This window comes from Rhizobium sp. SL42, assembly GCF_021729845.1.
GTDB lineage: Bacteria > Pseudomonadota > Alphaproteobacteria > Rhizobiales > Rhizobiaceae > Allorhizobium.
The window spans coordinates 328488-354582 of the sequence record NZ_CP063398.1; the positions used below are offsets into that span (position 1 = coordinate 328488).

Consider the following 26095-nt stretch of genomic DNA (forward strand, 5'->3'; position numbering starts at 1 on the left):
GAACCTATTTGATCAGGGATCGCCGTAGAGGATCTGTTCGGCCTCATCGAGATCCATCTGCATGATGCGCCGGCCCAGTTCGAAGCCGAAGCCGTTGCGTGCAAAAGAGGCAAACTCCTTCGTTCGCTGCTTTTCATCCGCCTCCGTCTTGCGGAATGGGCCGAAGGCCCGTTTGCGCGCCAGTACCACCGCGGCTCTAAGGTCGTCCGCTTCCCCGAGAACTGTCGCGACAATCTCACGATCGACGCCTTTCTCCTGGAGCTTGCGGGCAATTGCCCGTTTGGACTTGCCGCTGCGCGCGGCCGAATTCGAACGGATCTCGGCATAGGCCTGGTCGTCGAGCACCTTCATGTTGCGACCGAACGTAATGGCAAAGGAGCCGAGCGCCTCCACCTGTGCCTGAGAAATCCCCTCGAACTTTTGTCTGGCCTTGCGCATGATTGCATCGGACAATTCGCGTTCCGTCATCATGCGCTTTGCCAGACGGTAGGCGGCGGAATTGCGTGCCCAAGCCAGCATCCGGGCAGTCGGCACTTCCGTTTCATCCGCCGCACTTGTTACTGCATCCATCAAACCAATCTGCCTAACCATAAAGATAGCGAAGAGATCGCAATTCCCACCCGTCAACTTCCGTTGACAGCTGTCAACGTCTGCATTTCATCCGCCAACGTCTCCACTACGAGGCTGGCCTTCATTCCGTTTGCCGTTCAAGGGCCTGAAGCATCGGATAGACACTGAACGCCGACTTCTCGGCCTTGCGTGTCAGATCGCGAAGGTAACCACCAGGCGACCGGATCTCTTCGGCACGCTCCAGCATGATTGCCACGACAATTGCCGCCGCCTGTTCGCCCATCGCTGCCTTTGCTTTCTGCCAGGCGTCTGGCGAAACACCAAGCATTGAGCGAACCAGGTCGGCCGCACGGATCAAATCCTGCCATCCGCTCATTCCACCGCGGGCATAATCACCGATCTGCGGGCAAATCCGCTTCATACGCTCGAGACTGATCGCCATCTTGCGGTTTTTCGCCAAACTCGGTTCACCCGCTTCCGCCCTTTCTATGACTCTTTGGCCTTCTAATTCAAATGGAAGGTCTGTATTTGAATTCTGTATATGACGCTCGTTTTGATCGTCATTGCCGCTCATTTCTTCTTCGGAAAGCGATGAAAGATAAGCGTTTTCCACCTTTGCTCTGAATGCTGCCAGCCGGTCGCGAAGCGATACAAGCAACGTTGGATCGTAGCCGCGTGGCAAACTGCCGAAAGACATCTCCTGGAACTCGGTTGCAATATCGGCCCAACCGCCTTCACGCCCTTCTTCCAAGGCCGTGGCAATGATCTTGGAGATATCACGCAGATGTAAAGTCACCTCGGAGCGCTGCGCGCGGATCATCCGGGCTTCAGCCCGTGCCTTTTCTGCCAAGGACAGGATCTCGGCCGACTTCAGCGCCAGCGGAGCCAGATCAAATCCGAACGCGTCCTCGACAACACCATTGTCATCGCGCCGGCAGAAACGCTTGCCATTGGCGCTGTCACGACGAAACAGGAGGCCTGCTTCGACCAAGGCCGTCAGATGCCGTCGGATCGTGGCAGGCGCCATACCCCGAGCCCTGAGCGACAGCTCACGATTGGATGGAAAGACGATGATCGGATTGGCGCCGTCAAGCACGCGCTCTGTCGTGAAGCTGACTAAAGCTTCCAGAAGCCCGATCGCGCGGTCACTCAAGCCAAAATGGTCGCGCGCCTCGGTCAGTGCCCGAATGAGCTGCCACTTGTCGCTCGCGCCTCTATCATTTCCGCCGTCACCGGCGCGCAGTTTCTCCTGCCTTTCAGCGACGGATGCTTGGCGGGCAAAGAGCCGCGCAGTCATCCGGCCGCCGCCAAAAGGCGTCGTTGCCAGTCTCTCCACCATGATCCGGTCCTCTTTGAGGAGCCAAGCCGGACCCGAAAAACATGAAATTTGGCAATAGTTTCAATATTCGGACTCGACATTGCGGTCGCCGACTCTTGACTTTGCACGCTGGAAGTGATTCTCTCGGATTGCTACATAGGAGAGGGGCTTCCGGAACGTCAGGTTTTGGGGGCCTTTTTTCTTGTCTCCGCGCTTCCTTTCTTGGGTTTCGCGATGTTTCATCGAGCGGTCGGTCGCGACTTTGCGCCCAGTGCCTCTACTCACTTCAGCAAATCAGCCGGCCGCTTCCGTAGCCTCGCATCATTTGCCTGTTTCCTTCGCCTTCAAATGCGCTGCATAAGCCTCGCTCACATGCGCCGACAGCGCATCGATGAAGGCCTCGTCCGCATCCTTGGCAAAATCGATCCTGACTGCCCTGCCCTGCCGCTTATAGGCTGCGAAAGCACGGCCACTCGGCGCCAACAACTGATCCGGCTCCGGCTTGTGAGCCCCCGTGTTGCGCGCCAGCCGGGCAAACAGAAGCTCGAACCGGCGATCGGTTTCGGCCTCCTTGAATGCAGTCACCTTGATCTCGTCCTGCGCCTTCTCATTGCCTGCCGGGCGCGTATAGAGCTCAACGAGTTTCATCCACCGATCCCGCCCGGCTTTCGGCGCCGGCCCGATGGCACGCACGATATGTTCAGGAATGCCTTCGGCGACCTGGATCAGGCGTGACAATTCGGATTTCTGCACCGAAAGCGCATCACCGATGAGCTTCCGGTCGAACCCCCTGGTCACCAGGGTCTGGGCAAACACAGCGCGCTCGATAAATGACAAATTGCGCCGCTCGGCATTTTCCTTGCCCTGGGCCAGCACGAGTTCGTCATCGGAGAGCGCACGGACCAGAGCCTTGACCTGAATGCCCAAGGCCTGGGCCGCGCGCATGCGCCGATGGCCATAGGCAACCTGATAGCGACCGTCATCGTCCGGATGCGGCCGGACCAGGATCGGAACCTGTTGGCCGCTTTCGCGCATGCTCTCGACCAGTTCGATGAACTGCGGGTCATTCACCTCACCCTGGCTCAGCCGATCGGAGATGAAGGACGCATCAACCTGTGCGGTATCAAGCGAAATCACACGCTCGCCCTCTTCGAGAGCCTGACGGAGCTGCCGCGCTTCTTCGGCTTCACGCGCGATCGACGAGAGCGAAAGGCCCATAGCCTTCACCGCCCCGGACGCGCTACGCGCCGGCGCTGCATTTGTTTCCGTCTGTCCTGAAGGCGTCTCATTCGCCTGGCCGGTCGTCTGCGGCGGCACAGGTGCCTGCGGCAAGGACTTGGTTTCCGGCGCCGGCGTCAACGCTTCACCAAACAGAGCCTTGATTGAATTCTTGCGGTCGCGTCCCGTCGTCATGCCGACCGCCCCCAGGCTGCGTGGATCAGGGCTTCCACTTCCGAGTTCACCGCGTCCAGGGACTCCATCGCCCGGTCATAGGTACCGCGGGAGAAATTCTCCCGTCCGACCTCGTATAGCGTCTGCTTGGTGAGGCCCGCATCCGAGACGGCGGTCGACTTCAGCATCGGCGCGGTCAAGACCCGCTCTCCGAACAGCGAGCGCAGGAAGCCGACAATCTGGGTCTGCGGCCCGTCATGCGGTTCGACGCGGGTAACAAGGTAGCGCAGGAAGTCGAAATTCAGCTGGCCACCGGCCTCGCGCACGACTGCGAGCAGATCCGATGTCATGAACAGGAACTGGCTCATCGACGCAACGTCGAGCATCTGCGGATGCACGGTCACCAGGACCGAGGTCGAGGCACACAGCGCCGAGAGGGTCAGGTAACCAAGCTGTGGCGGGCAATCGATGATCACGACATCATAGTCATCGGCGACCGTGGCGAGCGCGGCCTGAACGCGGGTAAAGAACAGCGAATGTGTATCGCCCGCACGGCGCTCGGCGAGTGCGCGCGGAGTTGCGTGCTCGAATTCCTGCAATTCAAGATTGCCAGGCAACAGGTCGAGATTGTGAAAATAGGTCTTGCGGATGATGTCCTTCAGCGGCCGCACTTCGCCATCATAACGAATTGCCCCATAGATCGTGTCATTGCCGACAAGATCGAGTTCCGGTTGATAACCGAAGAGTGCCGAAAGCGATGCCTGCGGATCGAGGTCAACGGCCAGCACCCGGTGGCCGGTCATGGCCAGATATTGCGCCAGATGGACAGACGAAGTCGTCTTGCCGGACCCGCCCTTGAAGTTGGTCACCGAAATGATTTGCAGATGTTCGCCCCGGGCGGGATCGCGCCATTTTACATAGGAGCGCGCCTTTCCTTCGTTGCCCTTGGCTCGGGCCTGGTCAGCCAGGAAATGGCGGAGGGCATCGATATCGGACAACGAGTAGTACCGGCGACCGCCAGAGCCGACTTTCGGCTGCGGACCTTCACCAGCCAGGGACAGCTGGCGCAAATAGCCGTCGGACACACCGATCAGGCGCGCCGCCTCTCCCGAGGTGAACGACCGCAGTGTCTTTTGCGATGTCGGCGGAAACAGCCGCTCGCGCATCGCTTTCAATTGCGCCGAAAGCGCCTGGGCATCTTCGGCAATGGTCTCGTCGGCAGGGCGCAATGAAATTGCCTCTTCCTGTGTTGCCGTGATCGATGGACTGCCCATCCGACCTTCTCCATTCTCTTGCAGCTCATCCGACAACGTCGCGGCCCTCATGGTGCGCTGCTGTCGAAACGGGCAAACTGATTCTACATCCGTGATTCTCTTCGCCGTGGAAATACGCGATTGCGAGAAATAACAGACATTATAGTAATTTACGGCAAAGCCCCTCTGATGCGGCTTCTATCCGTAACAGCGTGTGACATCAAGCGAGTCGCGTCAAGAGATTTTTGGTCGTCGCGATTTCAACCGCACGTATGACTGTCCATCGGCCCGCACGATCGCCGAAGCGCAAGAGCGTTATCGGGCTCGTGCGGTGAGCCGCAGCTCTCCTCATCACTCGGGACAGCCGGGCCCATCGCGCGGGCCTAAGCTCTATATCGTTCAGCTTGCTGTCAGAAAAATCACGCATTGCCGATGACACGCCGCCTGCCCTCAGGCTGGCTCAGCGTGCCTGGCTAGGTGAAACCACACGACACATGTTTCAACGCCGTCCTGCGCTGACAAGAGAGGGTGGGTTTCCTGCTTCCGTTCACGACAGGTCCAAACCTTGCACAGCGTAACCCACACAAACGACAATGCAGCACTGCTGCGTCCGCAGATCAGAAGCCTGACGCTGAGCGTGCTCACAGCCCTGTTTCTGTTGTTTTCGACAAATCACACCTTCTGGACGAAGGCCGCTGCGAATTACGCAAGCCAGCCATTTGCCTTTGCCTCGTTGGTCATCGGGCTGGCTGGCGCCTATATCGCCGCCTGCGTTACCCCGTCGGTCAAGTACCTGACCAAACCGGTGTTTATCCTGCTTGTGCTTGTAGCTGCAGCCGCCTCCTGGTTCATGGACAGCTATGGCGTCATCATCGATGTCAACATGATCCGCAACGCGGCGGAGACCAACACGGCCGAAGCCGGTCATTTGATCACGGCCGGTTTCGTCCTGCACATGATGATTTACGGGGTCTTGCCAGCCTCCCTGATTGCCTGGGTCCGGATAGAGCATGACAGTTTTCCGAGAAAGTTTGTTCGCAACATCAGTGCGATTGCCGCCGGTCTGGCACTCTTTGCGCTGGCCGGCATTTCCTTCGCCGGCACCCATGCCTCGCTGAGCCGCGAGCATCGCGACATGTTCGCGACGCTCAACCCGTTCGTGCCGATCGGCAAGATGGTCGACTACGTTATCGCCAGCAATACCGAGCGCAACCTGATCGCCGCTCCGCTGGGAACGGACGCCCGGCTGCTCGGACTGCCTGCCGGCAAGAGAAAACCCCGACTGACGATCATCGTCACGGGCGAGACCGCGCGTGCGGAGAACTTCTCACTTGGCGGCTACGGTCGGATGACGAATCCCGAGCTTCAGAAACGCGACATCTTCTATTTCAACAACGCGACCAGCTGCGGCACCGCGACCGCCACCTCTGTGCCTTGCATGTTTTCCAACCTGACCCGGGAGAATTATTCGCACAGCAAGGCCCTTGGCACAGAGAATCTGCTCGACGTCCTGTCCCATGCCGGCGTGCATGTCGAATGGTGGGATAACAATACCGGCAGCAAGAACGTGGCGAAACGGGTCAAAGAAGTCACCCTGTCAAATCGCACTGACAAGCGCTTCTGTTCGGATGGAGAATGCCAGGACGGCGTGCTGCTCGACGGGCTCGACGCCTGGCTCGACGGCGTCTCCCAGGATACCGTTCTGGTCCTGCACCAGATGGGCAGCCACGGACCTGCCTACTACCTACGCTACCCCGAGGAATTTCGTCATTTCACTCCGGAATGCGAAACGGCAGAATTTTCAGAATGCAGCCGCGAGCAAATCGTCAATGCCTATGACAACACCATTCTCTTCACCGATCACGTGCTCGCGACCATCATCGACAAGCTGAAGGCACGCGAAGACAAGTTTTCGCCGTCGCTGGTCTATGCTTCAGACCACGGTGAATCCCTGGGCGAATACGGACTATACCTGCATGGTGCGCCCTATATGCTGGCACCGTCGCAGCAAACCCATGTTCCCATGCTGGTCTGGTTCGGTTCAGAGCAGAAAGCCGGGATGAACCTCGACTGCCTGCGCAAGGAGACCGAAGGTCCGGCATCGCATGACAACCTGTTTCATACCGCGCTCGGCATGATGCAGGTGGACACGGCAGCACGGGATCCGGCCCTCGATCTTGCCTCCGCCTGTCGAACTCCCGTGGCGACACAATAAGATGACGAGATGAACGAAGATACAGATGGCGGCCATCTGCCTTCGCTTGTCTCTGTGCCGAGGGCACGTGTCAAGTTGCAGATCCGCATCAAGGTTGGATGCTGATGTCGAGCGTTACAAAGCTCTTCGGATCAAACTGCGCATTCACCGGCTCGCCCTTTTCATTCACGGCATCGACCAGGTAGCAACCGTCCTTCGACCGGATTGAGCGGAGAGTCCACCCGGCTCCCTCCAGCCTGGCCTGCAGCGCCTTTCTCGGCTGCCAGTCCACAAGGGGCACATTGCATTTGCCGGATGCGACAGCGAAACCGGCAAAGACATGACAGCCCAGGATCGTGACCAACAACAATTTCATCTCGGTTCTCCTTTTCGACTGGCAACGATGCGGCTATCGGACCTCTGCCTGACGCGGACCTGAAGGGCTATCTGTGCAGGCGGGGCAACGCATGGACGTTGCGGCTCCAGTTCAGCTACAGTGACCAGCAGCCGAAGGAATCGTTACAAATGCAGACACATCCAGGCGATCAACCGACAGGGAAATGGCCTTGAGAATTCTTCTGGTCGAAGATGACGCGATCCTTGGCGAGGCGGTGCGCGATCATGTCCGGACCGTTGGCCACGCCGTTGACTGGATGAAATGCCTGGATGACGCCGTCATCGCGCGCGAAACGATCGACTACGGCCTGGTGTTGCTCGATTTACGCCTGCCCGATGGCAGCGGCATTGGCTTTCTCCGGCAAATGCGCACCGAGGGCGACACCACGCCCGTCATCATCCTCACGGCCCATGACCAGATATCCGACAGGATCGAAGGGCTGAACAGCGGCGCCGACGACTACCTGGTGAAACCCTTCAATCTTGACGAGCTGAGTGCCCGGATCCTGGCGGTTTCACGGAGATATGCCGGCGCGGCCCATACGGTCGTCACCATCGGACCGCTCGCAATCCGGCCAGCAGATCGCGTGGTGCGAAACGGCACGCAGGAAATTGCCCTGTCCAGCCGTGAATGGGCGGTGCTCGACAGCCTGATTTCGAGGCCCGGCGCCATTGTCTCGAAGTCTCAGATCGAAGAGGCCCTCTATGCCTTTGGCTCGGAGGTCGAAAGCAATACCGTCGAGGTCTACGTCAGCCGCTTACGCAAAAAACTGGGCAAGGACATTGTCCAGACGGTTCGGGGTATCGGCTATCGCTTGGGGAAAGACGGATGACTGGCTATAGCATGACGCGCCGTCTGGTCATCTGGCTCACGGTCGCCATCTCCTGCTTCTGGTTCGTGGCCGCGGGCCTCGGCGTCATCGTAATGCGGGACGAATTCGGTGAAATCTTCGACAGCGCGCTTCAGCAGACAGCCGAACGACTGATGCCACTGGTCGTCGACGACCTGTTTCAACGGCCGGAAACGGACACGCCGCTCAGTCTGCAGCCAAACAACGCCGTCGCTGTCGCACCGGAGGATGAATTGATCTACCAGGTTCGTGATGCGAACGGCCGGGTGATCCTTCATTCGCATGACAGCACAAAGGAACCCTTCAAGGCGCCGCTCGTGCCCGGTTTCTGGCAGGATGAAGAACACCGTATCTTGACCACTTCGGCCGTCAGCAACACCATCTTCCTGCAGGTTGCCGACAATATGGCCCATCGCCGTGAGGCCTCGCTGGAAGGCGCCGGCGCCCTTCTTTTGCCAATTCTGATCCTGGTGCCCGGTAGCATTCTGCTTGTCTGGCTGATCGTCCGTCGGCTCGTTGCCCCCGTGAGTGAGCTCCGCAATGCGATTGCCGGCAAGGATAGCGGCAACATGGCCGACATCGAACTGACCGCGCTGCCGCAGGAACTGCAGCCGATCATGGCATCGGTGAACCTGCTGCTTGCGCGGCTGCGTGCAGCACTCAGCGCCGAACGCGAGTTCACCGCCAACAGCGCCCATGAACTGCGGACACCGCTGGCCGGAGCACTGGCACAGACGCAATTGCTGATCGGTGAACTTGCCCCGGGTCCTGGCCAGGAGCGCGCACGCCAGGTGGAAACATCGCTCGTGAAGTTGACGAGGCTGACCGAAAAGCTGCTGCAGCTCGCCCGCGCAGAAGCGGGAATCGGCGCCACCGACAGTGACGTCGACCTTGTTCCAGTCATGGATCTCGTGGTCCTCGATGCAAAACGGTCCACACCGAACCCGGAGCGCATCCGCTATCATCGCCCGCCCGGCAGCACGCTGATGTGGGCCGCAAGCGAGGACGCCTTTGCCATCGTCATCCGCAATCTGATCGAAAATGCCATGATCCACGGAATGCCGGATCAACCGGTCGACATCCATGTCGAAACCGGCGGCAACATCCGCATCACCAATGGTGCACATCCTTTTTCGCAGACCGAGATCGCGGATATCAGGCAGCGGTTCGGCAGAGGCAAGACCGCAGCACCCGGCTCGGGTCTGGGCCTGTCCATTGCGGAACGGCTTCTGACCCAGATGGGCGCCAGTCTGACGTTACACTCGCCAGCGACTGGGCGGGAAGATGGCTTTGAGGCCCGCATTCATTTCGGCCAGCTGCCGCCGAGAAAATGAGGCACCCGTGTGGTTTGCCTCCAGATCAAACCTCGATGCAAAGCCACAGCAAACCTTTGCTGGCATCCCCCAAATCATGCCCGGTTCGCGCGGATCCGGGAATGATTTGGACAGAGCCGGATGCGCAATATTCGAAAGAGATCGCGATTGCGGCCACGACACGCGCGCAATTTCCTGCTAGAGCACCGGCAATGAAGATCGACAGCAACACCCATTCGCCTGGGAAAAACGGTCGACTGGCTCGATATGTTTGCGCCAGTGAAGGACGCGCGCTTGGTCTTTTGATTTCGACCATGCATTCGCTGCTCTTTCTCCTGCTGCTGGTGCCAGGCGACTGGGGGCAGACGCTGCAGCGGCATGCGGTCCATGGCCAAGCGCTTGCAGACGCGCAGGATTCGCGAAACATTCTCGCCAACAGGACAGAGGCGACCAGGGCGCTTGTTGCAAATTCTGACCGTCAACGCTTCAAGGCGCGTTTGGCCGATGCGCCTGATGCGGCACCGCCTGGCCAGACACGCCCGCTCTCTGGCCCTGACGGGCACAGCCCCCATGCTGCGCCAGATCTCGCACATCTGGCCCCGAGCACAAGCTCTGCCTACAGAGCGCGCGCGCCACCCGTTCTGATCATCTGACGCTCAGACGCCTTACTATCAGAAGCGGTGTCGCACTGTATCCCCGAGACCAGGCTACGGCTTGGTCGCTGACGGGCAGTCGCGACCATTTCAGGAACCACGACCTTGAGAAACTCACCCTGGAAGGTGCTGACCTATGCGGTCATCATCGTCATGGGCATGCTGATTGCACTGCCCAATATCCTTTCCGAAAAGACCCTGGCAGCCTGGCCATCCTGGCTGCCATCATCGAAAATTTCGCTCGGCCTCGATCTGCGCGGCGGATCGCATCTCGTTCTCGAAGTGGACCGGCCATCGCTGGAAGCTGAGTGGCTGCAGAACCTGACGCAGGATGCGCGCAACACGCTCGAAGCGGCCAAGATCCCGACGGCGTCCATCCGTCGGGAGCAAAACAATGTCGTGGTAACCGTCAGGGACCCGAGCCAAAGACAGGCAGCCCAGACCGAACTTGCCAAACTGGTCAATCAGGTCACCTGGGGCACGTCGATCGGTGTATCTGACCTCGACATTGCACAGCGCGGCGACAGCGCAATCACGCTGCATCCATCCGAAATCGGGCTTTCCCACCGGATCAGCGGCGCAGTTGACCAGAGCCTTGAGATTATCCGGCAGCGCGTCGACCAGGTCGGCGTTGCCGAGCCAACGATCCAGCGCGTCGGCGCGGACCGCGTTCTGGTTCAGCTTCCGGGCGAGCAGGATCCCTCGCATCTCAAGCAGCTGCTCGGATCAACTGCCAAGATGAGCTTCCATCTGCTCGGTCGCACCGGTGATCGGGGTGTTTCGTCCCTTCAAGACGAAGAAGGCCAGACGTATCCCGTCGAGGACCGCGTCCTCCTTTCGGGTGACCGGCTGACCGATGCTCGCGTTGCATTCGATCCCAATAACAATCAACCGGTGGTCAGCTTCCGTTTCGACCAGACGGGCGCTACCCGCTTCGCCGATATCACCAGACAGAATGTCGGCAATCCGTTTGCCATCGTTCTCGACGGAAAGGTGCTCAGCGCGCCCGTCATCCGAGAACCCATCACCGGGGGCGCGGGTCAGATTTCCGGCTCCTTCACGGTTGAAGGTGCCAATACGCTTGCGGCCCTGCTCAGGGCTGGCGCGCTACCTGCCAAATTGAACGTCATCGAAGAGCGTACGGTAGGCGCGGACCTCGGCGGCGACGCAATCGAACGCGGCATCCTTTCAGGCCTCGCAGGTTTCGGCCTCGTCATGGGCTTCATCCTTCTCCTCTATGGCACCTGGGGCCTGCTTGCCGTTGTCGCCCTTGCCCTGAACGTCATTCTCACCTTTGCGGGCCTCAGCATTATCGGATCGACTTTGACGCTACCCGGCATTGCCGGCATTGTGCTCGGGATCGGTCTTGCCGTCGATGCAAACGTGCTGATCAATGAGCGCATCCGCGAGGAAAGCCGCAAGGGCCGCGGCGTCCATGCCGCGATCGATCAAGGCTTCCAGAAGGCCTACTCCACCATCATCGACAGCAATGTCACGGCGCTGATAGCCACCGTCCTGCTATTCTGGTTCGGCTCCGGACCGGTACGCGGTTTTGCCGTAACGATGGGGCTTGGCATCGCCATCTCGATGTTCACGGCAGTGTCGGTCGTCCGTGTCGCAATGATTTCGATCACGACACGTTTCAAACTGAAGACGATCAGCATCAATGCCCTCGTTCCGATCCGCCTGATCCCCGATGGCACCAAGATCGACTTCATGAAGGCCCGCCTGGTCGGCCTTGGCATTTCCGCCTTTCTGTCGATCTCATCGGTCATCCTGTTCTTCACGCCGGGATTGAACTATGGCGTTGACTTCAAAGGCGGCATCCAGATTGAAGTGTCGACGGAACAAGCCGCCGATCTTGGCGCGTTTCGTGCCGGATTGGAGCGGCTCGGCCTTGGCGAGGTCGCCCTGCAGGAGTTCGGTGACAGCAATCACATCCTGCTGCGTGTCGAGCGCCAACCAGGCCCGGAATCGGCGCAAAATGAAGCGGTCGAGAAACTGAAGACGGAAATCCAGACCATCGATCCGACGTCGCAGATCCAACGCACGGAAGTCGTTGGCCCGAAGGTCAGCGGCGAGTTGGCAACGGCCGGTTTCCTCTCGGTCATCCTCGCCAGCATCGCCATGCTGATCTATATCTGGAGCCGTTTCGAATGGCCGTTCGCGGTGGGCGCGATTGCGACGCTCATTCTCGACGTCACCAAGACCATCGGCTTCTTCGCCCTGACCGGTCTCGACTTCAACCTGACGGCAATCGCGGCCCTTCTGACGCTGGTCGGCTATTCGGTCAATGACAAGGTGGTGGTCTATGACCGCATGCGGGAAAACATGCGCCTCTACAAGTCGATGCCGTTCCGCGACCTGATCAACCTGTCGATCAACGAGACGCTCGCCCGCAGCATCTTCACATCGGCCACGGCCTTCCTCGCCATGTTGCCCATGGCGATCTGGGGCGGAAGTGCGGTCGAGAGCTTTGCAATCCCGATGGTCTTCGGGATCTTCATCGCGGCCTCTTCGTCGGTCTTCATCGCGGCCCCCATCCTGCTCTTCCTCGGCGACTGGCGCACCAGACGCCGTGCAGCGGCCGACGTGGCGGCACAGGCCGAAACCGCCTGAACCTCGCCGTTTCAAACAGAAAGGGCACCCGGCTTGTCCGGGTGCCCTCACACTCAACGGGAGAAGTTCTGCCTCGACAACACCGGCATGGATGCATCCGGTGCAGGCTCAAGCGTCAGGGGCCGTCCTGTTTGGCCGGAGCCTTGCCATTTTTCGCTACACGGTCTCGGTGAAGGGCCGCACGCGCCAGAAGCATGAAGGTCACCGGCGTGGTGACGGTCACGAAAACTCCGATCAGGATCTCATGGATCACCAAGCGCTGAGAGGTGACAGTGAAGAAGATCATCGATGCCAGCATCACCCCGCCTATGCCCCAGCTGGTGCCAAGCGTGGGGGCGTGCAGCCGTTCATAGAAAGTCGGCAGGCGCAGAAATCCGATAGCGCCGACCAGCGCCAGAGATGCACCGATCAGAAGAAAAAGGGAAACGAGTATGGCCGCCCACAGCGGCAGATCAGCCGTTGCCTGCATCATTCGATTACCTCTCCCCGCATCAGAAACTTTGCCAGTGCAACCGTTGCCACAAAACCGATCATACCGATGACCAGTGCAGCTTCGAAATAGATCACCCGCCCCGTGCCGATACCGAAGGTTACCAGCAGCAGCATCGCGTTGATGTAGAGGGTGTCCAGGCCAATGATGCGGTCCTGCGCACGGGGACCGCGGAACATGCGGATCGAGGCGATGCCCATGGCACAGGCAAGCAGCATTTGCGACAGGGACACAGCGGTGAAGAGGATGACGGCGCTCATGCGAAGATCTCCATCAACAGTTTCTCGTAGCGGTTCTTGATCGTATTGACCCAGGCCTCTTCATCGACAAGATCGAGTACATGCAGCAGGACCGTGCGCTCGCGTGAATCATATTCGAGCCAGGCCGAACCCGGCGTGCTCGTCAGAATGACGGCGAGCAAGGCAAGCGCAGTACGATCCTCAAGCTCAAGCGGCAGCAGAAGAAAACCGGCATGATGGCCCCTCGGTCGACCACTGACAATGACCCGGGCGACGGCCAAATTTGAGCGGATGATATCCGAGAACGCGAGGGCAAAGAGCTTTGGCAAGAGGTACCATTTGCGCAGGCGCGGTTTCTCCGGACGCAAGGCAGCGAATGCCCAGCTGGCAAAAATGGCAACGAAGGTCCCGAGCAGCAAATGGCCAAGGCTGAAGCCATTGAGCAGCAGCCACATGACGACAAGCGAAATCGTCAGGAGCGGATATGGAAGCATCAGTTACCTCCCGTCTCTTGCGATTGAACCCCGGCACGCGTTCCAATTGCCGCGGCATTTCTCACCGCATCGATATAGATCGTTGGATTGCTCAGCGTCCGGATGGTGGTGTCCATGTATCGCATCGTGGCACCGGCCTGGAGTGTCAACGCCAATGTCAGGGACAGAAGGAACATCACCGGCACAAGTTCGATGACCAGCACACGCGGCACCGTTCCTTCGATCGATGTCCAGAAGGCGCGGATACCGGCCCGGGTCATCGCGATCAATGCGGCGACGCCGGAGAGGATGACGAGCACGACCAGTGTCCAGACCGCAGCGGTTGGCGGAACGCCTGTCGCGCCGGCCCCCATCATCGCAGACAACATCGCGAATTTGGCGACAAATCCGGATAGCGGCGGCAGGCCCGACAGCAGGATTCCACAGGCGGCGAAACAGATGCCAAGGATGGCCATGGTTCCCGGCATCGCCAGTCCTCCGCCTTCCTCCACCTCGTCCTCACCCTCGCCATAGGCCTCCATGGTAACCGCAAGGACGTTTGCTCCGGCGTCCTGCCCGCGCTCCACCAGTTCAATCAACATGAAAAACGCGCCGATCGTCAGGGTCGAGCTGACGAGATACAGCAAGGCTCCCGATGACACCGCCCCATCATTGATGCCCAACACCATCAGCATCGTGCCAGACGAAACCAGAACCGAATATCCGGCAAGGCGCCCGAGCGCCTGGGAGGCAAGCACGCCGATCGTCCCGAAGACGATGGTTGCGATGCCGCCGAAAAGCAGGAGTTCCGCGCCGAAGCCGGCGGACGGTCCGGCACCGAACAAAAGCATGGTCAGGCGCAGGATGACATAGATTGCCAGTTTACTCAGGATCGCAAACATGCCGGCCACCGGAGCGGAGGCCGCACTGTAGGCGGTAGGCAGCCAGAAGCACAACGGCCACATGCCAGCCTTGATCAAGAAGGCAATGCCGAGAACACCGGCCCCCGCTTCCATCAGCATGCGCCGATCGGCTTCCATCTCGGGGATGCGCGCAGCAAGGTCGGCCATGTTCAGTGTGCCGGTCGTCCCATAGATGAGGCTGACGCCGATCAGGAAGAACAGTGCGGCAACCAGGTTGACCGCGATGTAGTGCAGTCCGGCTTTCACCCGAAGCGCACCGGACCCGTGGAGCAGCAAGCCATAGGATGCGGCCAACATGACCTCGAAAAAGACAAACAGGTTGAACAGATCGCCCGTGAGGAAGGCGCCGTTGACCCCCATCAACAGGATCTGGAACATCGAGTGGAAATGCGCGCCGACCGCGTGCCAACGGGCGAGCGCGAACACAAGCGTGGCAAGGGCCAGCAACGACGTCAGTGCCAGCATCAGCGCCGATAGCCCGTCCAGCACGAGGACGATGCCGAAAGGCGCCACCCAGTTGCCGACAAGATAGACGCCGTCGAATGTCTCGGCAGAATTTTCGACCTGAAGCAGGATGATCGACACGCCGGCAATTGCAATCGTCGATGCCAGGCTGATCATCGCCTTCATGACGCGACTGCGTTCATCAACGAAGAGCAGCGCCGCCGCTGCTATCATCGGCAGAAGGATCGGCAGGATGATCAGATGGTTGTGCCAGCTGGTCATCAGCCTCAGTTCCTTCCGTCGACATGATCGTTGCCGGTCAAGCCGCGCGACGCAAGCATGACGACCAGAAACAGCGCAGTTGTGGCAAAGCCGATGACGATCGCCGTCAGCACCAGCGCCTGCGGAACCGGATCGGCCAGAGTGGACGGCAGGATGTCATCGCCCAGGATCGGCGGCACATTGCTTTTCACGCCTCCAACGCCAAAGATGAACAAGTTCACCGCATAGGAAAGCAACGAGAGGCCGACGATAACCTGATAGGTCCGCGGCCTCAGGATCAGCCAGACGCCGCAGCTGGTCATCACACCAATGGCGATCGACAGAACGAGTTCCATCACCCCTCCTCGGTTCGGTTGGTCTCGATCGCGCGGAGCCGGTTGATACGAATGGATTGGTGCGCCAACGCGACAAGGATCAACACGGTCGATCCCACCACCAGCATGAAAACCCCGAGATCGAACAGCAAAGCGGACGCTGCCGGAACCTTGCCGACCAGCGGGACTTCGATGTAGCGAAAATGCGAGGTCAGGAACGGATAGCCCAGCACCCAGGCACCGATGCCTGTCGTGACCGCAGTGAGCAAACCAGCACCCATCCAGCGCAAAGGCAGGATTCGGATGCGGTCCTCTGCCCATCGTGTACCACCTGCCAGATATTGCAGAAGGAAGGCAATCGACAGCGTCAGCCCTGCGGAGAAGCCGCCACCCGGCAGATCGTGGCCGCGCATGAACAGGTATACCGAGAAGGTTATGATGACCGGGAACAGCCACTGCATGATGACCGACGGCACCAGCAGATAATCGCGCACCGTATCTCCGGCCGAACGCTCGGGGCGCTCTTCGTCAAAACGGTTCTGGATCCGCTGCTGTTCCGGCATTTCAAAGCTGTCTTCAGCCGGGCGGAAGCGGCGCAGCAATGCATAGACGGTGAGCGCCACAACGCCGAGAACAGCGATCTCGCCCATCGTGTCAAAACCTCGGAAGTCGACTAGGATGACATTGACGACATTACGTCCGCCGCCCTGCGCATAGGCATTTTCGAGGAAATAGTTGGCGATCGCGTCCGGCACCGGCATGGTCATTACCGCGTACGCGACAAACGACATCCCGACACCGCAAATCACGGCCAGCATCAGGTCCCGGAAACGCCGGAACCGGCCACGAAGCGTGATCTGATCGTCGACGTTCACGGTCCGCTTCGGCAGCCACCGCAACCCGAGGAGAATGAGTACCGTCGTCACCACTTCGACCAGCAACTGGGTGATGGCCAGATCCGGCGCCGATAGCCAGACGAATGTAATACAGACGATCAATCCGACGCCACCGAGCATGATCAGGGCTGCCAACCGGTGGTATTTGGCGAGCATGGCCGTGCCGATTGCAAGGCAGATGCCGAGCAGCCAGATGGCGGCGAAGGCCGGGTCTATGCCGGTAAAGGCAATGTCGCGGATTTCGAAACGCGCAAGATAGAGCGGCAAGAGTGCTGCCAGGAAACCAACCGCCACCAGCCATCGCAATTGCGGCTGGAGATTGCGTGTTCCAAACCGCCGCTCGGCCAGTCTTGCCCAACGCCAGGAGACGTCGACTAGGACGCGTTCGAAAATGCGCTGACCTTTCAGATTGCGCAGGATCGGCGGGCCGTCATCGCATGACGCCAGATATTTGCGCAGGACGACATAAAGAATGCCCCCACCCACGATCGCGACAATGCTCATCAGCAGCGGCAGGTTGAACCCGTGCCAGATGGACAGACTGTATTCCGGCATCTCGCTTCCCAGCACACTGGTGGCGGCGACATGCAGAAACGGGCCGATCGATATGGCTGGAATGATGCCGACTACCAGACAGGCAATGACCAGGATCTCGATCGGGAGGCGCATCGAATGCGGCGGCTCGTGCGGCTTGGGCTTGGGCAGGTCAGTGGGTGCCGGCCCGAAAAATACCGTATGAATGAGACGCAGCGCATAGACGACACTGAACGCTCCGGCGAGCGTCGCCACGTAGGGGAGCGCCCGATCAAGGATTGAATCGGCATGGGTCTCGACGGCTTCGGCGAAGAACATTTCCTTCGACAGGAAGCCGTTCAGCAAAGGAACGCCGGCCATGGCCGCACTGGCGACCATGGCAAGCGTCGCGGTAATCGGTAAGAAGCGAAACAGACCGCTCAATCGCCGGAGGTCACGTGTGCCCGTTTCATGATCGATGATGCCGGCCGCCATGAACAGGGACGCCTTGAAGGTTGCGTGGTTGAGCATGTGGAAGATCGCAGCGACCGTTGCCAGCGGGCTGCCCAGGCTGAGCAGTGTCGTGATCAGCCCGAGGTGACTGATGGTAGAATAGGCCAGCAGCCCCTTCAGGTCCTGCTGGAACATAGCGAAATAGGCGCCCAGCAGCAGCGTCAGGATACCGGCCAGACCAACGAGCCAAAACCATTCATAGGTTCCCGACAGCACAGGCCATAGACGCACCAGCAGGAAGACCCCTGCCTTGACCATGGTTGCCGAATGCAGAAGCGCGGAGACAGGCGTCGGCGCCGACATCGCATTGGGCAGCCAGAAGTGGAACGGAAACTGCGCGCTTTTGGTAAAGGCTCCGAGCAGGATGAAGACCAGCGTCGGCAGGTAGAGCGGGTGGTTCCGGATCAGATCGCCAGAGGCGAGGATCTTGTCGAGATCATAGCTGCCGACGATATTGCCGAGCAGAAGCAGGCCGATCAGCAGGCTGAAGCCGCCGATGCCGGTAACGGTCAGCGCCATACGCGCACCGTCGCGGGCCGCGGCATTGTGATGCCAGAAACTGATCAGCATGAAGGAGAAAATACTGGTGAGTTCCCAGAACACCGAGAGCAGGATGACATTTCCCGACAGGACTATGCCGAGCATTGCCCCCATGAACGCCATCAGGAATGAGAAGAAGCGGGCGACCGAATCGTCTTTGCCCATGTAATAGCGGGCATAGAGCACGACGAGGAAGCCGATGACTGCGATCAGCATGGTGAAGATCCATGCGAAGCCATCCATACGGAGGCTGAAGTTTAGCCCCAACTGCGGAACCCATTCGAGCGAATAGCGTACAGCCTGCCCGTCGGAAACCAGCGGATAGAAGCCTGCGGTCAGAAGAATTGCCATAAGCGTGACCGCGCCACCGACGGCGACCGGAAGATCACGAGATTTGTTGTTCAGCAGAAAGACGCAGATCACGCTGCCGATGAATGGCAGGGCGAGCAGGACAGTCAGAAAATATGGCTCGAACGTTATCCCAAGACCTGAAGACCTTCCCAATGATTGACAGCGCCAAAACCGCCAAGCGGGTCAGCAGCCGCCACACCGCGCATCTGGATATTTGCGGAAAACCACTTATTATGGTGTATAGTGACCAATATGGGTAACTTATCGCAGTGGGTCAACCCGAAATGACGAAAACACTGACACCCGCCCTCTGTCGAGCGGCACGCGGCTTTCTCGACTGGACACAGGCCGATCTAGCGGAGCGATCTGGCGTTTCACGCAGCACTGTCCGCGACTATGAAGGCAACCGGCACGACGTACACCGCGCAACGGAAGCGCAGCTTTGCCTGGCCTTCGAGAGGAGCGGCATTCGCTTTATCGCGTGCGACGGAGACCATGTCGGTCTATCCGGCCTCGATCAGCCCAATGCACCGCAAACCTGAATTTCCTGGAACGCAGGGCATGTTGTCATGCTTATCCGATGTTTGAATTTATTGATGTTCGAACTGGACCCAATCACGCTATGCTTTGACAAGGGAATCGTCGATCTGAGGTCAAATCACCCGATGCAATGACGCAGGAATACGTATCTGCCGTGCGACAAAGCATAAAGTACCAAAGGACATGAGAATGGCACAGACGCCCCGCAGACCCGTTAACCCGAAAGACGCGGCCGAAGCGCTGTTCAGGCCTGTCAAGAAACCAGCCACACCCGCGATCGAGCGAGCAGCCCTTCCCAACACCAAGGAGTTGGTCTCGATCAAGATCGACAGCGACATCATTGCCCATTTCCAGGCAGACGGCCCCGGTTGGCAGGAGCGGATCAACGCAACATTGCGCAGCGCGATCGACCAAGCGCCCTGACCAAGCGCGGAACGGCCGATCGCCATTTTCAGACGCATCGGCTCAGTGCGCGATCAGCACCTGGATGCCACGCTTTTCGAACTCCTTTGCATCACGATCGGAAATACCGTCGTCCGTGATGAAGGAGTGGATGACATCGAGCGAGCCGAGACGGGTGAAGGAGGATTTGTTGATCTTGGTCGAATCCGCCACGAGATAGACATGGGCGGCGGCCTTGATCATCGCCTCCTTCAGCTGCAGATCAGCAAAGCTCGGATAGGTCAGGCCCGTATCCAGCGCGACGCCGGCTGTCGCCAAGAAGAGCTTTCCGGCGAAGATATTGCGGAAATACTCGACAGACTTGTCACCTGAAAGCGACAGGGTGGGCGACTTGAACTGACCGCCCGGCATATGCACGGCAAATGTCGGAACAGCACCGAGAATGATCGCGATATTGAGCGCATTGGTAATCAGCGTCAGATCGCGCCGGCTGGTCAGTCGCATGGCAATTTCGGTCGTCGTCGTGCCCGCGTCGAGGATCAGGGTTTCACCATCCTTGACCAGTCCGGCAGCAAGAGCGCCTATTCGGCGCTTCTTGTCCATGTTCTCCTGATGATGCAGCGTCATCGTGCCAGTCTGGATCGGCACTGTGTTGAGGAAGGCACCACCGTGCTCGCGGGTGATGAACCCCTCGTTCTCCAGCCTCTCGAGATCCTGGCGAATTGTGGCTTCGGACACGTGGAAAGCGGCGGCCAGTTCCCGGACACGCGCAGAGCCTTCCTCCTGCAGCCATTCCAAAATGCGCCGCCGCCTTGGCTCGGACAGAAGCCCGATCATGGTTTCGGAGTTGTCCTGCTCTGTCTTCGCATCCATGGCGATCTGCCCAAACCTAAAAATTCGCAATCAAACGAAAGCGCGTCATCCCGAATAACCCAGGATATACAGCAACCGACGCCGATTTGAAATCCTCACGCGGCCTGCTGCTGCAATATCACCCGGGCCTGCAGCTTCTGCTGGATCTGATCGACCACAACTGCCGCAATAATGACCAGCCCCTTGATGACCGTCTGCCAGAAGGACGATACACCCATCATGATCAGGCCGTCTGCGAGAATGCCGATGACAAACGCGCCAATGATCGTGCCACCGATGCGCCCGCGTCCGCCGGACATGGAGGTACCTCCGAGAACGGCCGCCGCAATGGCATTCAACTCGAAGGTTTCGCCGGTTGCCGGATGGCTTGCCTGCAGCTGCGATGAGATGATCAGACCGACAAGCGCCGCGCAGAGACCGGAAAACATATAGACGAACAGCTTGGTCCGATCGACATTGACGCCGGAAAGGCCCGCTCCGCGCTCATTGCCGCCGACGGCATAGATGTGCCGACCGAGCGGCGTGCGCGTGGCCAGATAGCCTGCCGCGAGCGCAACCACCACCATGATCCATATGGACAGCGGAAAACCGAAAAAGCTGCCGGATCCAATCAGCTTGAACGTATCCGAACCATAGGCCGGATTGCCGGCGAGATTGGGAAAGGTCCGGCCATCGGAAAACAGCAGGGCTGCCCCACGCGCCACATACAGGACGCCAAGCGTTGCAATGAACGGCGCGACATTGAGCTTGGTGATCAGCAGTCCATTGATCAGGCCGATAAACACACCGACCACCAGCACCAGAAAGCAGATCTCGAGCGTGTTGAACTGGATGGTCCAGCCGATGCCGAGATCGATCCCATAGAGCACGAGATAGCCGGCGACCATGGCGCAGAGACCGACGATCGATCCGACCGACAGGTCGATGCCGCCGGCGATGATGACAAAGGTCATGCCGATCGCCAACAGCGCATTCAGCGCCACATGCTTTGAGATGATCAGCATGTTGGCATAGGACAGGAAATTCGGTGCGGCAAAGGCGAAGAAGGCAAATACGAGAATAAGCGCAACGAAGGTGCGCATACGCAGGAGCAGCAGAACCGCCGAGCTGCCGGATGCCTTGGATTCCGCATTCGCGGCGTTTGCAGTATTGATGATGCTCATGGTGTTTCGACCCTGCTCAAATTGGGCGTTGCGGCGGAAATAACGGCCGCCGCGTCGGCGCCGGCGGGGAAATCCCCAGTCAGCTTGCCATTCGCCATGACGAGAATGCGATCCGAGAGGGCGAGAACCTCATCGAGATCGGATGTTACAAAAAGAATGCCGAGGCCTTCGGATGCCAGCCGGCGCATTGTGCGAAAAATCTCGGCCTTGGCACCGATATCGATGCCGCGCGACGGCTCATCCATCAAGAGGATACGCGGTTTGGTCATCAGCGCCTTGCCGATCACCACCTTCTGCTGGTTGCCGCCTGACAGACTGGAAACCGGGTGCTCGAGGCTTGCGATCTTGATCGCCATTCGCTTGACGAATTCCGTTGCCTTGGCGACCTCGGCCTTTAGGTCGAGATGAAAGATCCGGGTGAAATCGGGCAGTGACGACAGGGTGAGATTCTCCCGGATGGTCATGATCTGTACCAAACCGTCGCGCTTTCGGTCTTCCGGGATCAGGGCCAATCCGCGGCTGATCCGGCCGGACACACTTTTTTCGCGCACCGGCTGGCCGGCAATGTAGAGCCGGCCCGTCGATGTCGGATGCTGCGCCATGATGCATTCCAAAAGCTCGGAACGCCCTGCCCCCATCAATCCGTAAAGCCCGACGATCTCGCCTTCACGAACCGCAAGAGACATATGGTCGACGGCGTAGCCACCTGCGGGGCTCGCAAGGCAAACATCCTCAACCCGGAACACCTCGTTGCCGAGTGCATGGTCTCCGGTCTTCGGAAACTCCTTCGACGCACTTCCGATCATGTTGGCGACAATCCAGGGGATATCGACGCCCTGCATGGAACGCGAGCCGGTGATCACACCATCCCGCAGGACGGTAATGTAGTCACCTATGCGGATCAGTTCTTCCAACCGGTGCGAGATGTAGACGATGCCGACGCCTTGGCGCTTCAGGTCGCCGATGACGCGAAACAGCACATCGACTTCAGCCGCAGACAGCGCCGATGTCGGCTCATCGAGTATGAGAATGCGGGCGTTTTCCGCCAGCGCCTTGGCAATCTCAATGATCTGCTGCTGTCCTATGCGCAGATTTCCAAGCGGCGTTTCCGGGTCGATATCCTGCTCCAGCCGCTTCATCAGAGCTTTTGCCGCTTCCGTCTGGGCGGCACGCTCGATATGAATGCCAGCACGGGTCTTTTCATGACCGATGAAGATATTCTCCGTCACGGTCAGGTTAGGGAACAGGTTGAGTTCCTGGAACACGATGCCGACACCGTGGCGGGTTGCGTCCGATTTGTCGGCAAAGACCACCGGCGCACCATCAAGCTCGATCGTGCCACCATTCAGCTGCTCAACGCCGGCGATTATCTTCATCAAGGTCGATTTGCCGGCGCCGTTTTCACCGACCAGAACGTTGACGGCGCCCATGCGCAGGTCGAAATCGACATTCTTCAGGGCCTGCGTGCCGGGATAAAGCTTGGAACCACCGCGGATCGACAGGCCGATGGGATGGGCCGCACTCATGGCGCGACCTCGACAGAAACCGGGGTGACCAAAGGCATCTCGCCGGCGGAGCGTATGGAGAATGCACCGAGGAAGGTGAGCGTCTTGCCCTTCAGGCCGTCTTTCGGAACCACGATTCCGGAGACCGCCTTGTCGTTCAATGCCCGACCCAGCTTGGCGAACTCGATCTGATCACGGAACGTGGAAAAATCATAAATCGCAATTGTATCTCGGATCGCACTGCCCTTGACCACCGGGCCAAGCTGCAGGTTCGCGTCCCCCTTGCCGTCCCGATCAAAATCCAGATGCGCCACGGCTGCCTTGGAAGACAGATCAGCGTCGGACACCGACGCTGTTCCCTTGACGGCAAAATTCCAGCCACCTCCCGCGCCGCCGACGCGCACGCCATAGGCTTTGCCGGCATCGTCGAGATTGGCCTTGATCGCCGCGAGCAGAACCGGCATGTCGACGGCCTTCTCCCTCAGCATCGGCACAAGCTTGCTGTCATAGGTCGACGAGACCAAGGACGCGATGCGCTCCTGATCACCACCCGGCCCGTTCGCGGCAGCATCTTTGCCGGCCTCTTCCGTCTTCACCAGTTTGCAGCCGGAAAGGCACAACGCTGCGAGCATGCCTGCAGCAAGGATCATTTTCATGTTCATGAGACAACCGAATTCGTTCGCATCAACTAATCCTCCCAAGGGAATGCCCCTTGGGAGGTGTTTGGCTGGACTCAGTTGGACAAGGCGAATGTCTCAAGCTTTGCCGCATTGTTCGCATCGATGAGCACGCAATCCATCAGCTGCTTTTCTTCGAGCCCGGTCGAACCGGTCTTGATGAACTTGTCCGCCTGTTCGACGGCGAGCTGCGCCTGGCTGTAGGCCGGCTGCAGAACAGTGGCCTTGATGCCGCCATTCTTGATCGAGTCGCGCACGTCATTGGAGCCGTCGAAACCGACGACGATGACATCCTTGCGACCGGCCGCCTCAAGTGCCGCATAGGCTCCCATGGCCATGGTGTCGTTGCCCGAGATCACGCCCTTGATGTCCGGATGTGCCTGAAGGATCGATTCCATTACCGTATAGGCTTCGGTCTGCGACCAGTTTGCAGTCTGCTTGGCAACCGATTTCAGACCGGAATACTGGTCGATGACGTCGTGATAACCCTGGGAGCGGATACCGGCATTGGTGTCGGATTCCTTGCCCACCAGTTCGGCGTAGTTGCCCTCTTCGCCCATGAGCTTGACAAAGGCCTCGGCACCGAGCTGTGCGCCCTGGTAATTGTTGGAGACGATCTGCGATACAGCAACGCCGGTCGTGGTGATCTCGCGATCGATCAGGAAGGACGGGATACCCTTGTCCTTGGCTTTCTGTACCGCGGCGACAGACGCGTCAGCGCCGGCATTGTCGAGGATGATCGCCTTGACGCCTGCGGCAATGGCGGAATCGAACAATTCATTCTGCTTGTTGGCATCATCGTCATGGACCAGCACCATGGTGTCGTAGCCAAGCTCCTTCGCCTTGGCTGCGGCACCATCGGCTTCCGCCTTGAAGAACGGATTGTCGTGGCTGGGCGTGATGATAGCGATTGTATCTGCAGCCATGGCCAAGCCCGGCACGACGCCCGACAGTGTGAGCACGCAAACGGAAACAAGCAGACGTCGAGTGATCTTCATGAGAACCTCCCTTTCTCAACAAGCCGCCCTTTGGCGACCCTCCTTATTTTCTATCGATTGTTATCGATTGATGTCAAACTGTTTTTGTTTTGCGTCGCAGCATGGGGAATTGCGACGCAGCAATGGCCTATCTGCCCAAAGTCGCGCCAATTCGCTCGTTTTTAGGCGCCGAAATAGCCGGATTCAAAAGTTTCCGCTTGATGAAACTTTGGGATTATGGGAAATAACGCACACAAACGAAAACAAACGCGATCTTTCATCACAGAAGTGCCGCGACGGCGCCAGCATCAGGGAGGCAGGATTGGACCGATTCATTGGCAAACTGACTGCATCCGATCTTGCATTCACCACAGCGCAGAAATTTCGCCCGAACGCGCGCGGCGGCACGCATATTCATTCATCTGGAGGAACCCTATGAGCAACCAGCGTTTTGGTGCCGGCATCTGGCACTTTGCCACCTATCTCGATCGTTATGCCACCGATGGCTATGGCACACCGCGCACAATCATCAATGCGATCGACCTGGCCGGCCAGGTCGCGGATCTTTCCGTGGTGGATATCAACTATCCCTTCTTTGGTGGCGATTTCAGCAATGCGCAGGTCAAGCAGGCGCTCGACCGCAACAAGCTTGGCGTGATCGGCATCACCCCGGAAATCTACACCCGCGAATTCGTCAAGGGTTCGTTTACCAATCCGGACGCAGGTGTTCGCCGTCGTGCCCATGAGCTTGTTACCGAAGCCTGTGACCAGGTCCGATATTTCGGCGCCGACTATGTCAAACTCTGGCCCGGCCAGGATGGCTGGGACTATCCCTTCCAGGTCGACTACGGAACCCTGTGGCAGAACTCGCTTGACGGCGTCGGTCAACTCGCCAGCGAAAACCCGGACCTGAAATTCGTCATCGAGTACAAGCCGCGCGAACCGCGTGTGCGCATGAGTTTCGGCTCCGTTGCCCGGACCCTGCTCGGAATCGAGAAGATCGGCCTGCCGAATGTCGGCATCCTTCTCGACTTCGGCCATGCCATCATGGGCGGAGAATCGGCCGCCGACAGCGCTCAGCTGGCCATCGACTACGGCCGCCTGTTCGGCATGGACGTCAATGATAACTACCGTTCCTGGGATGATGACCTCGTCGCCGGCAGCCTGCACCCGATTGAACTCTTCGAGTTCTTCTATGTGCTGCGCAAGAACAAGTGGGAAGGCGTCTGGCAGCTCGACCAGTTTCCCTTCCGCGAAGACAGCGTTGCAACCGCCAATCATGCGATCGACTTCCTCAAGGCCGCGTCGAAAGGCCTCGACGCGCTCGACGTCGATGCGCTGAAGGAGGCACAGAGCCGCCATGACGCGATCGGTGCGTTGAAAATCGCCCAGAAAGCGCTGTTCGGCGCCATGTAGGCGCC

The 26095-nt window shown here is 59.1% G+C and carries 24 protein-coding genes; 8 read left to right on the forward strand and 16 right to left on the reverse strand.

All coding sequences use genetic code 11. The features are described 5' to 3' along the window. Nucleotides 1-12: 12 nt before the first annotated feature. From recX to repA, 4 genes are all read right to left on the reverse strand, one after another. Nucleotides 13-570 (reverse strand): recombination regulator RecX, encoded by a 558-nt coding sequence (recX, locus tag IM739_RS20500; RefSeq protein ID WP_237371653.1) that lies wholly within the window; start codon nucleotides 568-570, stop codon nucleotides 13-15. A gap of 121 nt (nucleotides 571-691) precedes the next feature. After that, the gene (repC, locus tag IM739_RS20505; protein WP_237371654.1) at nucleotides 692-1867 is read right to left on the reverse strand and encodes a plasmid replication protein RepC; all 1176 of its coding nucleotides are present in this window, start codon (nucleotides 1865-1867) and stop codon (nucleotides 692-694) included. A gap of 342 nt (nucleotides 1868-2209) precedes the next feature. Continuing rightward, a complete protein-coding gene (gene repB, locus IM739_RS20510) occupies nucleotides 2210-3301 on the reverse strand; it encodes a plasmid partitioning protein RepB (protein WP_237371655.1) in 1092 nt (363 codons plus the stop codon). Further along, nucleotides 3298-4554 carry a plasmid partitioning protein RepA gene (gene repA / locus IM739_RS20515; protein WP_237371656.1) on the reverse strand — a complete coding sequence of 419 codons (1257 nt, stop codon included), beginning with the start codon at nucleotides 4552-4554 and terminating at the stop codon, nucleotides 3298-3300. The genes repB and repA overlap by 4 nt, the downstream gene beginning before the upstream one ends. Nucleotides 4555-5098: 544 nt before the next feature. On the opposite strand from repA, the gene IM739_RS20520 reads away from it, so the two are divergent. Beyond that, nucleotides 5099-6748 (forward strand): phosphoethanolamine transferase, encoded by a 1650-nt coding sequence (locus IM739_RS20520; protein ID WP_237371657.1) that lies wholly within the window; start codon nucleotides 5099-5101, stop codon nucleotides 6746-6748. A gap of 88 nt (nucleotides 6749-6836) precedes the next feature. On the opposite strand, the gene IM739_RS20525 is transcribed toward IM739_RS20520, so the two are convergent. Further along, a complete protein-coding gene (locus IM739_RS20525; protein ID WP_237371658.1) occupies nucleotides 6837-7103 on the reverse strand; it encodes a PepSY domain-containing protein in 267 nt (88 codons plus the stop codon). 190 nt (nucleotides 7104-7293) lie between these two features. Here IM739_RS20525 and IM739_RS20530 point away from each other — a divergent pair, with 190 nt between their 5' ends. From IM739_RS20530 to secD, 4 genes are all read left to right on the forward strand, one after another. After that, nucleotides 7294-7956 (forward strand): response regulator transcription factor, encoded by a 663-nt coding sequence (locus IM739_RS20530; RefSeq protein ID WP_237371659.1) that lies wholly within the window; start codon nucleotides 7294-7296, stop codon nucleotides 7954-7956. Further along, the gene (locus IM739_RS20535) at nucleotides 7953-9308 is read left to right on the forward strand and encodes a sensor histidine kinase (protein ID WP_237371660.1); all 1356 of its coding nucleotides are present in this window, start codon (nucleotides 7953-7955) and stop codon (nucleotides 9306-9308) included. The genes IM739_RS20530 and IM739_RS20535 overlap by 4 nt, the downstream gene beginning before the upstream one ends. 101 nt (nucleotides 9309-9409) lie before the next feature. Continuing rightward, nucleotides 9410-9940, forward strand: coding sequence for a hypothetical protein (locus tag IM739_RS20540; RefSeq protein WP_237371661.1), 531 nt, complete (start codon nucleotides 9410-9412; stop codon nucleotides 9938-9940). A gap of 105 nt (nucleotides 9941-10045) precedes the next feature. After that, the gene (gene secD, locus IM739_RS20545; protein WP_237371662.1) at nucleotides 10046-12559 is read left to right on the forward strand and encodes a protein translocase subunit SecD; all 2514 of its coding nucleotides are present in this window, start codon (nucleotides 10046-10048) and stop codon (nucleotides 12557-12559) included. A 115-nt stretch (nucleotides 12560-12674) separates the two neighbouring features. Here the strand turns inward: secD and mnhG are convergent, their stop codons facing one another. Genes mnhG through IM739_RS20575 form a run of 6 tightly spaced genes read right to left on the reverse strand, consistent with a single transcriptional unit; the run spans nucleotide 12675 to nucleotide 18666 of the window. Beyond that, nucleotides 12675-13031: a monovalent cation/H(+) antiporter subunit G gene (gene mnhG, locus IM739_RS20550; RefSeq protein WP_442981162.1), complete on the reverse strand. Its 357-nt coding sequence runs from the start codon at nucleotides 13029-13031 to the stop codon at nucleotides 12675-12677. Then, nucleotides 13028-13309, reverse strand: a complete 282-nt coding sequence (locus IM739_RS20555) for a K+/H+ antiporter subunit F (RefSeq protein WP_237371663.1) — start codon at nucleotides 13307-13309, stop codon at nucleotides 13028-13030. Before IM739_RS20555 ends, mnhG begins: the two co-directional genes overlap by 4 nt. Continuing rightward, complete coding sequence (locus IM739_RS20560) at nucleotides 13306-13782, reverse strand: Na+/H+ antiporter subunit E (RefSeq protein ID WP_237371664.1); 477 nt, start codon at nucleotides 13780-13782, stop codon at nucleotides 13306-13308. The genes IM739_RS20555 and IM739_RS20560 overlap by 4 nt, the downstream gene beginning before the upstream one ends. Next, a complete protein-coding gene (locus IM739_RS20565; RefSeq protein ID WP_237371665.1) occupies nucleotides 13782-15410 on the reverse strand; it encodes a monovalent cation/H+ antiporter subunit D in 1629 nt (542 codons plus the stop codon). Before IM739_RS20565 ends, IM739_RS20560 begins: the two co-directional genes overlap by 1 nt. Nucleotides 15411-15415: 5 nt before the next feature. Further along, nucleotides 15416-15745, reverse strand: a complete 330-nt coding sequence (locus IM739_RS20570) for a Na+/H+ antiporter subunit C (RefSeq protein WP_237371666.1) — start codon at nucleotides 15743-15745, stop codon at nucleotides 15416-15418. Next, nucleotides 15745-18666 (reverse strand): monovalent cation/H+ antiporter subunit A, encoded by a 2922-nt coding sequence (locus IM739_RS20575; RefSeq protein ID WP_336886420.1) that lies wholly within the window; start codon nucleotides 18664-18666, stop codon nucleotides 15745-15747. Before IM739_RS20575 ends, IM739_RS20570 begins: the two co-directional genes overlap by 1 nt. A 140-nt stretch (nucleotides 18667-18806) precedes the next feature. On the opposite strand from IM739_RS20575, the gene IM739_RS20580 reads away from it, so the two are divergent. Continuing rightward, nucleotides 18807-19079 (forward strand): helix-turn-helix transcriptional regulator, encoded by a 273-nt coding sequence (locus IM739_RS20580; RefSeq protein WP_442981163.1) that lies wholly within the window; start codon nucleotides 18807-18809, stop codon nucleotides 19077-19079. 187 nt (nucleotides 19080-19266) lie between these two features. Then, nucleotides 19267-19500, forward strand: coding sequence for a BrnA antitoxin family protein (locus IM739_RS20585; RefSeq protein ID WP_237371668.1), 234 nt, complete (start codon nucleotides 19267-19269; stop codon nucleotides 19498-19500). Nucleotides 19501-19542: 42 nt separating this feature from the next. On the opposite strand, the gene IM739_RS20590 is transcribed toward IM739_RS20585, so the two are convergent. The 5 genes from IM739_RS20590 to IM739_RS20610 form a co-directional block, all read right to left on the reverse strand. Next, the gene (locus tag IM739_RS20590; RefSeq protein WP_237371669.1) at nucleotides 19543-20352 is read right to left on the reverse strand and encodes a DeoR/GlpR family DNA-binding transcription regulator; all 810 of its coding nucleotides are present in this window, start codon (nucleotides 20350-20352) and stop codon (nucleotides 19543-19545) included. Between the two features lie 95 nt (nucleotides 20353-20447). Continuing rightward, on the reverse strand, nucleotides 20448-21515 hold the full coding sequence (locus IM739_RS20595) for an ABC transporter permease (protein WP_237371670.1): 1068 nt from the start codon (nucleotides 21513-21515) through the stop codon (nucleotides 20448-20450). Then, on the reverse strand, nucleotides 21512-23041 hold the full coding sequence (locus IM739_RS20600) for a sugar ABC transporter ATP-binding protein (protein ID WP_237371671.1): 1530 nt from the start codon (nucleotides 23039-23041) through the stop codon (nucleotides 21512-21514). Before IM739_RS20600 ends, IM739_RS20595 begins: the two co-directional genes overlap by 4 nt. Next, nucleotides 23038-23670 (reverse strand): DUF2291 family protein, encoded by a 633-nt coding sequence (locus IM739_RS20605; protein WP_237371672.1) that lies wholly within the window; start codon nucleotides 23668-23670, stop codon nucleotides 23038-23040. The genes IM739_RS20600 and IM739_RS20605 overlap by 4 nt, the downstream gene beginning before the upstream one ends. Before the next feature lie 83 nt (nucleotides 23671-23753). Beyond that, nucleotides 23754-24695 carry a D-ribose ABC transporter substrate-binding protein gene (locus IM739_RS20610; RefSeq protein ID WP_237371673.1) on the reverse strand — a complete coding sequence of 314 codons (942 nt, stop codon included), beginning with the start codon at nucleotides 24693-24695 and terminating at the stop codon, nucleotides 23754-23756. A 414-nt stretch (nucleotides 24696-25109) separates the two neighbouring features. On the opposite strand from IM739_RS20610, the gene IM739_RS20615 reads away from it, so the two are divergent. Then, nucleotides 25110-26090, forward strand: a complete 981-nt coding sequence (locus IM739_RS20615) for a sugar phosphate isomerase/epimerase family protein (RefSeq protein WP_237371674.1) — start codon at nucleotides 25110-25112, stop codon at nucleotides 26088-26090. The last annotated feature ends 5 nt before the right edge of the window (nucleotides 26091-26095 follow it).